This window comes from Xanthomonas sp. 10-10 (genome assembly GCF_040182365.1).
Lineage (GTDB): Bacteria > Pseudomonadota > Gammaproteobacteria > Xanthomonadales > Xanthomonadaceae > Xanthomonas > Xanthomonas arboricola_F.
Genome location: NZ_CP144460.1, coordinates 583,505 through 597,537 on the forward strand (window position 1 = coordinate 583,505; position 14,033 = coordinate 597,537).

The 14,033-nt window shown below is 66.7% G+C and carries 13 protein-coding genes; 8 read left to right on the forward strand and 5 right to left on the reverse strand.

Annotation, left to right across the window (positions count from 1 at the left end; translation table 11 throughout):
* Positions 1 to 89 precede the first annotated feature (89 nt).
* From VZ068_RS02500 to VZ068_RS02515, 4 genes are all read left to right on the forward strand, one after another.
* The gene (locus VZ068_RS02500; RefSeq protein ID WP_349656805.1) at positions 90 to 1,469 is read left to right on the forward strand and encodes a 3-carboxy-cis,cis-muconate cycloisomerase; all 1,380 of its coding nucleotides are present in this window, start codon (positions 90 to 92) and stop codon (positions 1,467 to 1,469) included.
* Between the two features lie 10 nt (positions 1,470 to 1,479).
* Complete coding sequence (pcaD, locus tag VZ068_RS02505; protein ID WP_259155914.1) at positions 1,480 to 2,262, forward strand: 3-oxoadipate enol-lactonase; 783 nt, start codon at positions 1,480 to 1,482, stop codon at positions 2,260 to 2,262.
* 27 nt (positions 2,263 to 2,289) lie between these two features.
* Positions 2,290 to 2,676 carry a 4-carboxymuconolactone decarboxylase gene (gene pcaC / locus VZ068_RS02510; RefSeq protein WP_259168600.1) on the forward strand — a complete coding sequence of 129 codons (387 nt, stop codon included), beginning with the start codon at positions 2,290 to 2,292 and terminating at the stop codon, positions 2,674 to 2,676.
* 82 nt (positions 2,677 to 2,758) lie between these two features.
* The gene (locus VZ068_RS02515) at positions 2,759 to 3,685 is read left to right on the forward strand and encodes an alpha/beta fold hydrolase (protein ID WP_349656806.1); all 927 of its coding nucleotides are present in this window, start codon (positions 2,759 to 2,761) and stop codon (positions 3,683 to 3,685) included.
* 201 nt (positions 3,686 to 3,886) lie between these two features.
* Here the strand turns inward: VZ068_RS02515 and VZ068_RS02520 are convergent, their stop codons facing one another.
* Positions 3,887 to 4,747: an IclR family transcriptional regulator C-terminal domain-containing protein gene (locus VZ068_RS02520; protein WP_259155908.1), complete on the reverse strand. Its 861-nt coding sequence runs from the start codon at positions 4,745 to 4,747 to the stop codon at positions 3,887 to 3,889.
* A 146-nt stretch (positions 4,748 to 4,893) separates the two neighbouring features.
* Here VZ068_RS02520 and VZ068_RS02525 point away from each other — a divergent pair, with 146 nt between their 5' ends.
* Positions 4,894 to 5,754 (forward strand): PA4780 family RIO1-like protein kinase, encoded by an 861-nt coding sequence (locus VZ068_RS02525; RefSeq protein ID WP_046964796.1) that lies wholly within the window; start codon positions 4,894 to 4,896, stop codon positions 5,752 to 5,754.
* Positions 5,755 to 6,195: 441 nt separating this feature from the next.
* Entirely contained in the window at positions 6,196 to 7,143 is a 948-nt protein-coding gene (locus tag VZ068_RS02530) for an alpha/beta hydrolase (protein ID WP_259155907.1), read from the forward strand.
* A 150-nt stretch (positions 7,144 to 7,293) separates the two neighbouring features.
* Here VZ068_RS02530 and VZ068_RS02535 read toward each other — a convergent pair whose 3' ends face one another.
* The 4 genes from VZ068_RS02535 to VZ068_RS02550 all read right to left on the reverse strand — a co-directional run bounded on the left by VZ068_RS02535 (position 7,294) and on the right by VZ068_RS02550 (position 12,139).
* Positions 7,294 to 8,004: a DUF2490 domain-containing protein gene (locus tag VZ068_RS02535; RefSeq protein ID WP_259155906.1), complete on the reverse strand. Its 711-nt coding sequence runs from the start codon at positions 8,002 to 8,004 to the stop codon at positions 7,294 to 7,296.
* Positions 8,005 to 8,274: 270 nt separating this feature from the next.
* Positions 8,275 to 9,129 carry a nucleotidyltransferase domain-containing protein gene (locus tag VZ068_RS02540; RefSeq protein WP_349656807.1) on the reverse strand — a complete coding sequence of 285 codons (855 nt, stop codon included), beginning with the start codon at positions 9,127 to 9,129 and terminating at the stop codon, positions 8,275 to 8,277.
* A gap of 42 nt (positions 9,130 to 9,171) precedes the next feature.
* On the reverse strand, positions 9,172 to 11,076 hold the full coding sequence (gene mnmG / locus VZ068_RS02545) for a tRNA uridine-5-carboxymethylaminomethyl(34) synthesis enzyme MnmG (protein ID WP_349656808.1): 1,905 nt from the start codon (positions 11,074 to 11,076) through the stop codon (positions 9,172 to 9,174).
* Positions 11,077 to 11,674: 598 nt separating this feature from the next.
* A complete protein-coding gene (locus tag VZ068_RS02550; RefSeq protein ID WP_259155903.1) occupies positions 11,675 to 12,139 on the reverse strand; it encodes a hypothetical protein in 465 nt (154 codons plus the stop codon).
* Positions 12,140 to 12,297: 158 nt separating this feature from the next.
* Here VZ068_RS02550 and VZ068_RS02555 point away from each other — a divergent pair, with 158 nt between their 5' ends.
* Entirely contained in the window at positions 12,298 to 13,257 is a 960-nt protein-coding gene (locus tag VZ068_RS02555) for a pyridoxal-phosphate dependent enzyme (protein ID WP_349656809.1), read from the forward strand.
* The gene (locus VZ068_RS02560) at positions 13,242 to 13,859 is read left to right on the forward strand and encodes a YdcF family protein (protein ID WP_259155901.1); all 618 of its coding nucleotides are present in this window, start codon (positions 13,242 to 13,244) and stop codon (positions 13,857 to 13,859) included. The genes VZ068_RS02555 and VZ068_RS02560 overlap by 16 nt, the downstream gene beginning before the upstream one ends.
* Positions 13,860 to 14,033: the final 174 nt, after the last annotated feature.

Below are 14,033 nucleotides of genomic sequence, written 5' to 3' on the forward strand. Positions count from 1 at the left end.
GTCACCTTCGCCAGCCATCGCCCTGTCAGGCCGCATTGCGCCGCGCGCATTGCCCTAACGTCTAGTTGGCACCCCCGTGCTTCGGTGCCATGCTGCCGGTACGCCAAGAGATGCGATGCATGAGTGCGACGTCTTTGCTGTTGGGATCCTTGTTTGGCGAGCCTGCGTGCGACGCAGTGTTTGACGATGCGGCGCGTGTGCAGGCCATGTTGCACTTCGAATCCGCGCTTGCCCGCGCGCAGGCGCAGTGCGGTGTCATTCCTGCCGAGGCTGCCGTAGCGATTGCAGCGGCCTGCGAGGTGCAGCACTACGACATGGCCGCCCTGGCGCAGGCCACCGCGCTCGCTGGCAACCCCGCCATTGCGCTGGTCAAGGCGCTGACCGCGCGCGTCGCCGCGCACGATGCCGCAGCCGCGCGCTGGGTGCATTGGGGCGCCACCAGCCAGGACGTCATCGATACCGGCAGCGTGTTGCAGCTGCGCGCCGCGCTCGATCTGCTGCTGCCGCGCCTGCAGCAACTGTGCGACACCTTGGCCGCGTTGGCCGCACGCGAGCGCGACACCGGTCTGCCCGGGCGCACCTTGTTGCAGCAAGCCGTGCCGGTGACCTTCGGGCTCAAAGTGGCCGGCTGGCTGGACGCCTTGCAGCGTGCGCATCGGCGCCTGCACGGGTTGCGGCACGACGCGCTGGCGTTGCAGTTCGGTGGTGCGGCCGGCACCTTGGCGTCCTTGCAGGAGCGCGGTCTGGACGTGGCCCAGGCGCTGGCCACCAGCTTGGCGCTGCCGCTGCCTGCGTTGCCCTGGCACACCGCGCGCGACCGCATCGTCGAGGTCGGCTGCGCGTTCGGCCTGCTCGCCGGCACGCTGGGCAAGATCGGCGGCGATGTGGTGCTGCTGATGCAATCGGAGGTCGGTGAGGCGTTCGAGCCTGCGGCAGTCGGCAAGGGCGGCTCGTCGGCGATGCCGCACAAGCGCAATCCGGTGGCCAGCGTGGCGGCAGTGGCCGCGGCTACCCGCGTGCCCGGGCTGATCGCCACCTTGTTCAGCGCGATGGCCCAGCCGCACGAGCGCGCCGCCGGGCAATGGCATGCCGAATGGGAGACCTTGCCGCAGATCGTCTGCCTGACCGCCGGCAGCTTGGCGCAGATGCAGGCCTGCCTGGCCGAGCTGGAACTGGACCGCGCGCGGATGCGCCACCACCTGGATAGCCATGGCGGCGTGCTCTACGCCGAGGCGGCGGTGTTCGCACTGGCCCCGCAGCTTGGCAAGCCGCAGGCGCACGCGCTGGTCGAACAGGCGGTGGCGCGTGCGCAGGCGCAGCAGCGGCATCTGCGTGAGGTGCTGGCCGAGGACGCCCAGGCGAGCGCGGTACTCACGCACGCGCAACTGCAGGCGGTGTTCGATAGCGACAGCTGGCGCGGCATGTCCTCGGTCTGGATCGATCGCGTACTGGCCTCTTCTCCCCGTTGACGGTGCTTCGATGGCCTATCTGCAATTGCCCACGCATCGCCTGCATTACCGTGTGGACGGCACCGACGGGCGGCCCTGGCTGACCTTCTGCAATTCGCTCGGCACCGACCTGCATATGTGGGACGTGCAGATCGAGGCCTTCGCCCCGCATTACCGCATCCTGCGCTACGACCGCCGCGGCCATGGCTATTCGGACTCGCCGCCCGGCCCGTACAGCGTGGCCGATCTGGGACAGGACGTGCTGGGGTTATGGGATGCCTTGCAGATCGAGCGCAGCAATTTCTGCGGGTTGTCGATCGGCGGGCTGACCGGGCAGTGGCTCGGGCTGCATGCCGCGCAGCGGCTGCGCCGGCTGGTGGTCTGTGCCACCGCGCAAAAGATCGGCAGCACCGCCACCTGGGAAACCCGCATCGAGCAGGTGCGGAGCGAAGGCCTGCCGATGCTGATCGATGCCACATTGCAGCGCTGGTTTACACCGGCATTTGCCATCAGCCACGCGCAGCGCCTGGACATGATCGCCGCAGCCTTCGTCTCCACCTCGCCGGCCGGGTACATCGCCTGCTGCCAGGCGGTGGCCGAGGCGGATTTCCGCGGTGCGCTGGATGGGCTGAACCTGCCGCTGCTGGCCCTGGCCGGCGACGACGACCCGGTGTGCCCGCCGCCGAACCTGCGCGAGATCGCCTACGCGGCGCCCGATGGGCATTACGCCCAGGTGCCGGGCCGCCATATCTGCAATCTGGAATCGCCGGCCGCGTTCAATGACGCGGTACTGGGCTTCCTGCAAGCCGACTGATCTTTTCCGCATTACAAAGGACATCCCATGCACGAAGACGAACGCTATCAAGCCGGCCTGCGCGAACGCCGCCGGGTGCTGGGCGAGGCGCATGTCGAGCGCTCGCTGGCCGCGCGCACCGAGTTCACCACCGAGTTCCAGGACCTGATCACCCGGTATGCCTGGGGCACCATCTGGACCCGCGACGGCTTGCCTGCGCATACCCGCTCGTTGATCACCTTGTCGATGATGGTCGCGCTGGGCCACGACGAAGAATTCAAGCTGCATGTGCGCGCCGCCCGCAACAACGGCGTCACCCCCGAGCAGATCAAGGAAGTGCTGCTGCAGGCGGCGATCTATTGCGGCGTCCCGGCGGCCAACCACGCTTTTGCGCTGGCCAAACCGATTCTGGAAGAACAGGCTGCCGAGCCCTGATGCGGTCGCTCGTGTCGCTTTCGCGTCTGCCTGCCCAGCCACGCAGCCTGCCCAGTCCGCCGTGCCCATGACGAGATGCCGCATGACATTCCGACCCGCCTGCCTGCTCCTGCTGGTGTTGCTCTCACTGACCGCCGGTGCGCAACCGCAGCCCGGGCCGGGCACCCGGCTGGCGCAGGTACGCGCCGACGATGGCCAGACCCTGGCGGTGTGGTCGCGCGCGCCGGCCAAGCCGCGTGGCACGGTGCTGCTGGTGCATGGCCGCACCTGGAGTTCGCTGCCCAACTTCGACCTGCAGGTGCCCGGCGAAGCGGGCGACACGCGCTCGGTACTGGCCGCCTTCGCACGGGCCGGGCTTGCCGCCTACGCGGTGGACCTGCGCGGCTACGGCGGCAGTGCGCGCGACCCCAGCGGGTGGAATACGCCCGCCCGCGCAGTGCGCGACGTCGAGCAGGTGCTGGCCTGGGTCGCCCGGCAACATCCAGATCTGCCGCCACCGGCCTTGATCGGCTATTCCAACGGTGCGCGGGTGGCGCTGCTGGTGGGCCAGCAACAGCCGCAGGCGCTGTCCGCACTGGTGCTGTATGGCTTCCCCGACGATGTCGATGCGCCGCCCACCGACGCGCCAACCCCGGCCCAGCCGTTGCGCGCACGCACCACCAGCGCGGCCGCCGGCGAGGATTTCATCACTGCCAACGCCGCACCCACGCGCGTGCGCGCCGCTTACCAGGCGCAGGCGGTGGCCGCCGACCCGGTGCGCACGGACTGGCGCGCGATGGAGCAGTTCGCGTTCCAGCCCGAACGGGTCACGACGCTGCCGGTGCTGCTGCTGCGGGGTGTCGACGATCCGATCGCCACGCAGGCGGACAACGCGCACCTGTTCGCACGCCTGGGTAGCGAAGATCGCAGTTGGGTCACATTGCCGCGCGCCGATCATGTGGCGCATGTCGAGGACACACACGCCGCCTGGGTGGAGACGGTGGTGGGCTTCCTGCGTCGGCCGCGTTGAGCCCGCAGGCGGGGCGATGCGGGTGTCGCAGGAGGCTGCCGGCGTACGCGACCAACGCGCTGCTGGCTGCATGCCAAACAACGCGCTGCAGCTGCGCGTAAGGTAGCTCGCATTGGTGTGCGGCATCGCCATGCGCTGCGGCAGGATCTTGGCCTTCACCCAGAATCGCGCTGCTCCATCACCTAGGACGCGCCGCCCGCGTCAGCTCAGCAACGCTCCCAGGCGCTGCGCCGCCAGCTTCAACGGGTCCAGCAGTTGTGTCTGCATGGTCTGCAGGCTGACGCGCCCGGCCTGCGCGCCGATGTTGAGCGCGGCAATCACCTCGCCACGCAGGTTGCGCACCGGCACCGCGATCGAGCGCAGGCCGATTTCCAGCTCCTGGTCGGTCAGGCACATGCCTTCGCGGCGCGCACGCGCCAGGATCTCCAGCAGCGCCGACGCCTGGGTCACCGTGCGGTCGGTACGCGGGCGCAACGTGGTGCGCTCCAGATAGGCCTGCAAGGTGTCGGCGGGCAGGGCGGCCAGCAATACCCGGCCCATCGACGTGCAATACGCCGGCAGCCGCGTGCCCGGGCGCAGCCCGATCGACATGATCCGCACCGTCTCCGCGCGCGCCACGTACAGCAGATCGTCGCCATCCAGCACGCCCAGCGAGCAGGATTCGTGCAATTGGTCGCGCAGCCCGTCCAGCACCGGCTGCGCGGCCGCGGTCATCGCCGAAGACGCCGCATACGCGCCGCCAATCCCCAGCACGCGCGGCAACAGCACATAGCCACGGCCCTGCTCGCCGACATAGCCCAGCTTGGCCAGCGTGTGCAGCACCCGCCGCACCGCTGCGCGGGAGATGCCGGTTTCCAGGCTGATCTGCGACATCGTCACCTCGCGCGGGTGCTGGGCGAACACGCTCAGCACCACCAGGCCGCGCCCCAGCGAGGTCATGAAGTCCGGGTCGCCCTGGGCGGCGGCAATCTGCTGCATCAATTCGTACGGCAGGCCGCGCTCGCTCCCGGGCGCGGCGACGGCGGCAGGACGTTTGCGGCGGCTGGCGGTGGGCTCGGGCATCGGATCGCGCGTCAGGCAGGTCCCCGCATGGTAAGCGCTCGCGCCAATGCCTGCCTCCGGTCGCACTGTGTGCATCGCATGTAAGCACTTCATCCTGCTTGCCGCATAATCGCCGCTGACTTGTTTCGGATCGGTCCCCCTCGTCCATGAAAACCCCCAAGGGCCTGCAGCCGCTGATCGACGACGGTGTCATCGACGAAGTGCTGCGACCACTGAAGAGCGGCAAGGAAGCCTCCGTCTACGTGGTCAGCGCAGGCGAGGACATCCTGTGTGCCAAGGTCTACAAGGACATGGCGCAACGCAGCTTCCAGGCGCGCGTGCAATATCAGGAGGGCCGCAAGGTGCGCGGCAGCCGCCAGGCGCGCGCAATGGGCAAGGCCACCAAGTTCGGTCGCCGCGAAGCCGAGACCGCATGGAAGAACACCGAAGCCGACGCGCTCTACCAGCTGGTGGATGCCGGCGTGCACGTGCCCAAGCCGCGCGGTTATTTTCATGGCGTGCTGCTGATGGATCTGGTCACCGACGAAGCCGGCCATAGCGCACCGCGTCTGGGCGAAGTGGAGCTTGAGCCGGAGCAGGCACGCGCATTCCACAGCAGCCTGATCGGCGACGTGGTCAAGATGCTTTCGCTCGGCCTGGTGCACGGCGATCTGTCCGAATACAACGTGCTGGTCTCGCCCGAGGGCCCGGTGGTGATCGATTTCCCGCAGGTGGTCAGCGCCGCCGGCAACAATGCCGCGCGCGACATGCTGCTGCGCGATGTGCACAACCTGCGCGATTGCCTGGGCCGCTTCGCCCCGGACCTGCTGGACACCCACTACGGCGAAGAGATGTGGGCGCTCTACGAAAAGGGCGAGTTGCGCCCGGACAGCGCGCTCACCGGCCGCTTCAAGTTCGATACCAAGCGCGCCGACGTGCGCGCCATCCGCGCCTCGATCGAAGACGCGCGGCAGGAAAACCTCATCCGCCAGCAAGGGCGCGAAGCCGCTGCCGAAGACGACGATTGATCGTTGCGTGCCTAATTACCGCGCATTGCCAGCACAGTGGGCGCGGGTCTTTGGCGCGGCGCAAACTGCATCGATCCAGCCGCGAGCACGTCGTTCGCGTAACGGCGCGAGTGCAGCAACGTGGGATCCGGGTGCGTTCGGAAGTTGCCATCAACGAAGGGCACGTTGTCGATTCATCCCGCCCTGCCTGCGCTTGCAGGTCTGCGCACCCGCCGGGCAGTTGCGCATGCGCGCGATGCAATGCAGCAATCGGCAGCGCCACTGCGTGCTCGCATCTGCGCGACATCTCACGCGTGCAGGCCCAAGCCCTTGTGTATCAAGCCAGCACCGGCACGCTCCAAGTTATCGGCCGTCACCTTGCCGAATCATTATTAAGATTAATTGTTATCGAAAATAAGTATCAGGCAGACTCGGCAGTCGTTCACCACCAGCGAGACCGCCATGTTCGATCCCGATGTCGTTCGCTTGTTCACCGTGCTGCAGCAGGCCGCCCAGCCGCCGATGGAAACGCTGCCGCTGGCAGAGGCGCGCGCAATGATGCGTGGTATGGGGGCCCAACTCGGCTTCCCGGTGCTGGAGATGGCGCAGCTGCGTGCCGTGCATGCCGACACCGCTGCCGGCAGCGTGCCGTTGCGGCTCTATCGCCCCCAGGGCTTGAGCGATGGCCCCGCGCCCACCTTGCTGTTCGTGCACGGTGGCGGTGGCGTGGTGGGCGATCTGGATTCGCATGACGATGTCTGCCGGCAGCTGGCCGCACGCGCCGGTTGCCAGGTGCTGGCCGTCGATTACCGGCTCGCTCCGGAGCATCCCGCACCTGCCGGGGTGGAGGATGTCATCGGCACGCTGCAGTGGCTGGCCGCGCATCCCGAGCAGGTTGGGGCAGACCCGCAGCGCCTGGCGGTGGCCGGCGACAGCATCGGTGGTGCGATGGCGGCTGCCGCTGCAATCGCCGCACGCGATGCCGGCATTGCGCTGCGCTGTCAGCTATTGCTGTACCCGCTGACGGACACGCGCCAGGACAGTGGCGAGCATCCGTCCCGCACCACCAATGCCGACATCCCGCCGCTTACCCGGCAGGCCACGCAGTTCTTCAACCAGCATTTCATCAAGGACCCGGCCATCACCCTGGATTGGCGCGTCTCGCCGCTGCTGGCGCCGGATCTGAGCGGCGTTGCGCCGGCCCTGATCGTGCTGGCCGAGCGCGACATCCTGCACGACGAAGGCCTGCGCTACGCCGAGCGCCTGCGAGCAGCCGGCGTCGAGGTCAGCGTGCATACCTTCCCCGGCATGGTGCACGGCTTCATCCACATGGGCAGCATCATCCAGGCAGCCGACACGACCGTGGACATGTTTGCCGACGTGCTGCGACAGCGGTTGTTGCCGGTGTGATCGTGCGTGTCGCCCAGATCGACGATGCGCTCAGCCTCATGGCGTGCAGGCCGCGTTGGTGCGCGACGCCGATGCAATCGCGCCACTGCGATCCACTCGAACAAACGCCCGCGCGATCCGGCACCCGGTGCCGGGGCGCTACCGCGGCGTCTAGAAATTGAAGCGGAACGTCGTCATCAAGACGTGGTTTTCCCGATCCACCGCACGCGTATTGACGAACTGGTTGAGATAACCGACGTCCACATTGGAGATGGCGTTGAATTTCCAGTTGATGCCGACAAAGACGCGGTTCTGATCGATGCCGCGGCGCGCCCCCCACGTGGTCTGATCGAGATTGACGAACAGCTCGTTGAACGCCACCCACGACAACTTCGGGTTGAACCCACTCGGGCGCACGGCGCGAATCATTTGCCGCACGCGGTAGCCTTCATCGCTGAAGTCTTCGCGGTGACGCTGCTCCAGGCGGGTACGGCTGGTGATGCTGATCTCGGCGATCGGATCGAACTGATATTGAAATTGTCCCCACCAGCGATTCTCGCGGTTGGACGGCTGGCCTGCCGGGTGGCTGATGATGGTGTCATAGCCCATCCAGACGCTGGCCTTGGGATTGAGCCGGTAAAACACCGCAGGGCGCAGGATCAATTGATCGAACTGCTCGCCTTCCTCGCGCCAGCGCGGATGAATATCCATGCTCCAGTAAAGGTTTTCCACCGGCAGCTTGCCCTGGGCGTAGATACTCAGCCAATACCGGCCATCTTCTTCAGTAGCGGCATGGGCCGTGGAGAGACTTCCCAGCAGTAAAAGCAGAACAGGGCCGGCGATGCGAAACGTCGCGGTCCGTAGCGTGCCAAATGCGTTCATTTAGTCGAATGTGTCGTCGTTGGCAAATCATAGCAACATCTCTTGTGCTCCCATCGACCGTCTGATCCACCTGCAGCGCCTCTGTTCGCCTGCCGCTTCGCTAATCGGGATGTTCCATCGTTTCAGTGCATTCGAGGGCAGCGCGCGCAGATAGCGGGCGAGGTGGCGTGTCTTTATTTGCCTTCCGCTCGACCAGCGCGATACGCCAACGCCGACAGCGCTGCAGCGGCTGGCGATCGATTCACCAGGCCGACAGCCCGCAACAATGGATCAGGGCAATGCAGCCTCGTTGGAAAGCATTTGCCGAAACAAGGTGTCCAGGGCATCCGAACGCCCGCTGCCGGCAGGCAGGTGTGGCTGCGACGTGCCCATGCGGTCGAGTTCTGCTTCCAGAAAATCGCTGATTGGCGCAATCCGGGGTCCATCTTCCACTTCGGTGGAGACGCGCTTGAGCGCCAGCAGACGATCCACCTCGTGACGCAGCTCACCGGTGGGCAACAGTTCTTCCAGCAATACGTCGAACGCCATCGGCGGCATGTCCTGCCTGCGCTCGATCCATTGGCAGGCCAGGATCGGGCGCAACACGTACAGATACTTTTTGGTGCGAATCCGCTCGCCGCGCAGGTAGCCGCGGTAGTTGCTCTTGGCCATGTTGAAGTAATGCCACCAGGTGCCAAGCGGCGAATAGAACTGCGTCGAGATCGCGCGCAACTGCGCGACGGCCACCGCATCCTGCCGATAGACCACCGGCGAATGCAGCCATTCCAGCAGCGTCGGATTGGACTTGGAGACCAACCGCAAGGCCTTGCGCAGGTCCCAGCCGCTGACATCCAGATCGTCGGAGATCGGCAGTTCGATCACGTCGCGCTGCGGCTCGTTGGGGCCGGTGTTCTCGTTGACCGTCAGATACCAATCGCGACGATGGACGTAGACAAACCGTGCGTCGTAATCGCTGTCGGGCGAGGAGAATCCCCAGCCGCGGCTTCCCGATTCGCATGCCAGCAGGATGCGCACGTCGTGCTGCCGTTCGATGTCGCGCAGGGCCGACAGCACGGCCTCGCGCTTGTCCTCTGCGATGGGGTGGATGTCCATGTTGTAGCTGTCCTTGCGGATGACGTGCCCCATGATAGCCAGCCCGCGCAGAGGCGTCCGGGCGCATGGCGGCGGCTACGCCACCTGGCTGCGGCGCGCGCGCTCCAGATGGACCAGCAGCAGCGAAATCGCTGCCGGCGTCATGCCCGGGATGCGTTGCGCCTGGCCGATGTGTTGCGGACGCACGCGTTCGAGTTTTTGTTGCACTTCGATCGACAGGCCGCGCACGCCGGCATAGTCGAATCCTTCCGGGATCGGCGTCGTTTCCTGGCGTTGCTGACGCGCGATATCGTCGCGCTGGCGATCCAGGTAACCGGCGTACTTGACGCTGATTTCCACCTGTTCGGCCACCTGCGTATCGTCCACACCCGGCCCCAGGGTCGGCACGCGCATCAGCGTGGCGTAGTTGAGTTCGGGGCGCTTGATCAGGTCCAGCACATTGGTTTCGCGGCTGAGCGACACACCTAGCGTCTGCGCCACTTCGCGGCCCAGCGCATTGCCCGGCGTCGCCCACAGTGCCGACAGGCGCGCGCTTTCGCGCTGCACCGCTTCCTGCTTGGCCGAATACCGCGCCCAACGCGCATCGTCGACCAGCCCCATCGCGCGGCCGACGCCGGTCAGGCGCGCATCGGCATTGTCCTCGCGCAGCTGCAGGCGGTATTCGGCGCGGCTGGTGAACATGCGATACGGCTCGGTGGTGCCGTGGGTGATCAGATCGTCCACCAGTACGCCCAGGTAGGCTTCGTCGCGGCGCGGCGACCAGGCCGGCAGGCCCTGCACATGACGGGCGGCATTGAGGCCGGCCAGCAGGCCTTGTGCGGCGGCCTCTTCGTAACCGGTGGTGCCGTTGATCTGCCCGGCGAAGAACAGCCCGCCTACCGCCTTGGTTTCCAGCGAGGCCTTGAGCCCGCGCGGGTCGAAGAAGTCGTATTCGATCGCGTAGCCGGGGCGGGTGATATGCGCCTGCGCAAACCCGTGGATCGAGCGCACCAGCGCCAGCTGCACATCGAATGGCAGCGAGGTGGAGATGCCGTTGGGATAGATCTCGGTCACTTCCAGGCCTTCGGGTTCGACAAAGATCTGGTGGCTGGTCTTGTCGGCAAAACGCACCACCTTGTCCTCGATCGACGGGCAGTAGCGCGGGCCGATGCCTTCGATCTGCCCCGAATACAGCGGCGAGCGATGCAGCGCAGCGCGGATGATGTCGTGGGTCTGCTCGGTGGTGTGGGTGATCCAGCAGCTGACCTGGCGCGGGTGATCGCCAACCTGGCCCATGAACGACATCACCGGCAGCGGGTCGTCGCCCGGCTGTTCCTGCATGACGCTGTAGTCGAGCGTGCGCCCGTCGATGCGCGGCGGTGTGCCGGTCTTGAGCCGGTCGATCGCGAACGGCCGCTCGCGCAGGCGCGCCGCCAGCGTGGTGGCCGGCGGGTCGCCCATGCGCCCGGCGGCGTACTGGGTCTCGCCGACATGGATCTTGCCGGCCAGGAAGGTGCCGGCGGTCAGCACCACTGCCGGTGCCTCAAAGCGCAGCCCGGTCTGGGTGATGACCCCGCGCACGCTGTCGGCCTCGCTTGCGCCGTGGTGGATGATTAGATCGTCCACCGCCGCCTGGAACACGGTCAGGTTGGGATGGGTCTCGACGATGCGACGGATGGCGTTGCGATAGAGGTTGCGGTCGGCCTGGCAGCGGGTGGCGCGTACTGCCGGGCCCTTGGACGCATTGAGCGTGCGCCACTGGATGCCGGCCAGATCCGCCGCGCGCGCCATGGCGCCTCCCAGCGCATCGATTTCCTTGACCAGGTGCCCCTTGCCGATTCCGCCAATGGCCGGATTGCAGCTCATCGCGCCCACGGTCTCGATGTTGTGGGTCAGCAGCAAGGTGCGGGCACCGGCGCGCGCGGACGCCAGCGCGGCCTCGGTGCCGGCATGGCCGCCGCCGATCACGACGACGTCGAAGCGATAGAAAGGGTCGGACATGGGTCTGGACTGATCAGCAAAGAGAAGGAAGCGGCTGCGGAAGTATCGGCTGAAGCGCTCGCGTGGTCACTAAATCGCGAAATATGTGATGTTAGTCACATTGTTGAATAGTGACCCTCAAGTTGGCATGTTTCGTGCGGATATCCCTACTGCACCCGTCGTGGCATTGCGACATGGGCGCAAAGGCTGGAATTGGAACAGGGGCCAGCCGCGCGTGCGACGGGGTAGCGTAAGGGTCGGTAGTCGGGGGACTGCCGACCCTTATTTTTTTCTGCAACCCGGCACCGCCGGCACGATTTCTAGACCGCGCCGAAGCGTAAGACCCGCACGGCCCTGAAGCGACACCGCCTCTGGTGCGACAAAAACATAAAGCCCCGGCATGCCGGGGCTTTATGCATTGAAGGCGCCGATATCCGACAGGGCCGGAACAGGGGGGATCCAGATTTCCCTGTCGGACATCGACATAAGTCTGTCAGTGAGGCGGGCCGTGTCAGAACATGACGCGGCAGGTCACACAGAGCACCTAGCTTGCAACCAAGTGCTGGCTGAACGCAAGCCCCCAATGTTGGCATTTGTGGGGCGCGTCGCAGTCAGCTTGTCACGGAATTTGCTGGCGGGGGTTGCGTGGCGCGGTCTGGCGCTGGATTTCGCGAATCACACGTGGCGGTGCACCGATCCGTGCCGGCGGCCGTGCGGGCGGCGCGCCAGTCGCCGGTGGCGAATTCGGGCGCTGCGGCCGTGGTCCGCTCGGCCGCGGGCCATGGTTGAACGAGCCGTTCGGGCGCTGCGGCCGGTACTGCGGGCGGCGATCGTACGGTCGATAGTAGTAGCCACCGCCGCGATACACCGGATACACCGGGTAGTCGTATAGCCCGATCGCACCGGCACCATAGGGAGCGCCGTATGGGCCGCCGTAGGAGTAGGGCGAGTACCCCGGTGGATAGCGATACTGCACGGCGGGCGCACCACGGTAATAGCCACCCGATCCACCTCCGGTGTAGTCGTAGGTTGCGCAGCCGCTCAGGGCCAGTAGCCCGGCGGCGAAGATCAGACGGAATTTCATGGATGGTGCCCTCCTGCAGCCATGATCCCACTTTCGAACCGTTGCGTTGAATCGGTCCTTAACTGTGCCGCAATGTGGCGCTTTTTCATCGATCCAGCATGCGCAGGCGGTGTGCGTGCGAGCCGTGAAGAGTGGAGCGATACGTTAATCTTGCAGGCATGATCGAGACGGTCCCTCTTGCCCATTCAGATGTCCTGCAGGCTGCCGCGCGCATCGCGCCGCACTGCGCGACGACACCGTTGCTGACCTCGCACCACCTGGATGCATTCTGCGGTGCGCAGCTGTTCTTCAAGGCCGAGCACCTGCAGCGCAGCGGTGCATTCAAGTTTCGTGGCGCCTGCAATGCGGTGTGGTCGCTGCCCGACGATCTGGCGCCGCGCGGCGTAGTCACCCATTCTTCCGGTAACCATGGCGCGGCGTTGGCGCTGGCCGCCCGCACGCGTGGGATCGGCTGTCATGTGGTGGTGCCCGAAGGTGCCGTCGCCGCCAAGCTGGCCAATATCTCCCGGCATGGCGCCACGCTATGGCGGTGTGCGCCGACCATCGCGGCACGCGAGCAGATGTGTGCCCAGGTCCAGGCCACCAGTGGCGCGACCCTGGTGCATCCGTACACCGATCCGGCCGTGATCGCCGGCCAGGGCACGGCCACGTTGGAGTTGCTGCATCAAAGCGGCGGGCTGGATGTGCTGCTGGCACCGGTCGGGGGAGGCGGGCTGGCGGCCGGTGCGGCGTTGGCGCTGCGGTCTGCGCCGGGCTGCGCGCTGGTGCTGGCCGAGCCCAGCGGAGCGGCCGACACCGCGCGCTCGCTGGCGGCCGGGCAACGCCTGGTCGACTTCGTGCCCGACACGGTCTGCGACGGTCTGCGCGGAACCCTCGGGGCGCCGAACTTTGCGTTGCTGCAGGCCGGCGACGCGCAGGTGATCACGGTGGACGACGCGGCCGTGATACAGGCGATGCGGCTGATCTGGCAGGTGCTCAAGCAGGTGGTGGAGCCGTCTTCGGCCATCACGCTGGCGGCGGTGCTGGCCGAGCCGGCGCGGTTTGCCGGGCGCAGGGTCGGGCTGATCCTGTCCGGCGGCAACGTCGATCTGGACGCGCTGCCGTGGGCCGCCGCGTGAGCAGGCGTGCGCGCGGGCTCGGCCTGTGGGGCTGGGGCTGGCGGTTATGCATGCTGGCGCTGATCTGGCTGGTGGCGGTGGCCGGCTGGATCGTCTGGGTGGGCGACCGCGATCAGGCGGCGCCGGCGGACGTGATCATCGTGCTGGGCGCGGCCGCCTACGATGCGCGCCCGTCGCCGGTCTTCGAAGAACGGATCCGGCATGCGCTGGATCTGTATGGGCAAGGTTATGCGCCACGGCTGTTGTTCACTGGCGGCTTCGGCAATGGCGCGCGCTTTGCCGAGTCGCAGGTGGCACGGCGCTACGCGCTGCGTCATGGCGTGCCGCCGGAAGCGATCGTGATCGAGACCAGCTCGCGCACCACCCGCCAGAACCTGCTGCAGGCGCGGGCGCTGATGGAGCGACACGGCATGCACCGGGCAATCATCGTCAGCGACCCGTTGCACATGGCGCGCGCGTTGCGGCTATGCCAGGAACTGGGAGTGGATGCGCTGGCCTCGTCCACGCCAAGTACGCGCTTTCGCAGCTTCCACACCAGCTGGCGCTTCCTGCTGCAGGAGGTCTACTTCTTCCACCGCGATCTGGTGGTGCAGGGGGCCTGACGCTGCCGCGTTTCATCCGGTGGCATCGAGCTGGCACTGCCCGGCAGGTGGCAGGTGGGAGTGCTCAGGCATATCGCACCGACAGGTCGGGCGCTGGCCGCAGCGGTTCGGTCATGTGCGCTGCACAACGGCGCGGCCATCGAGGATGGGAGGCGCAAGCGATGGAGCGGACGC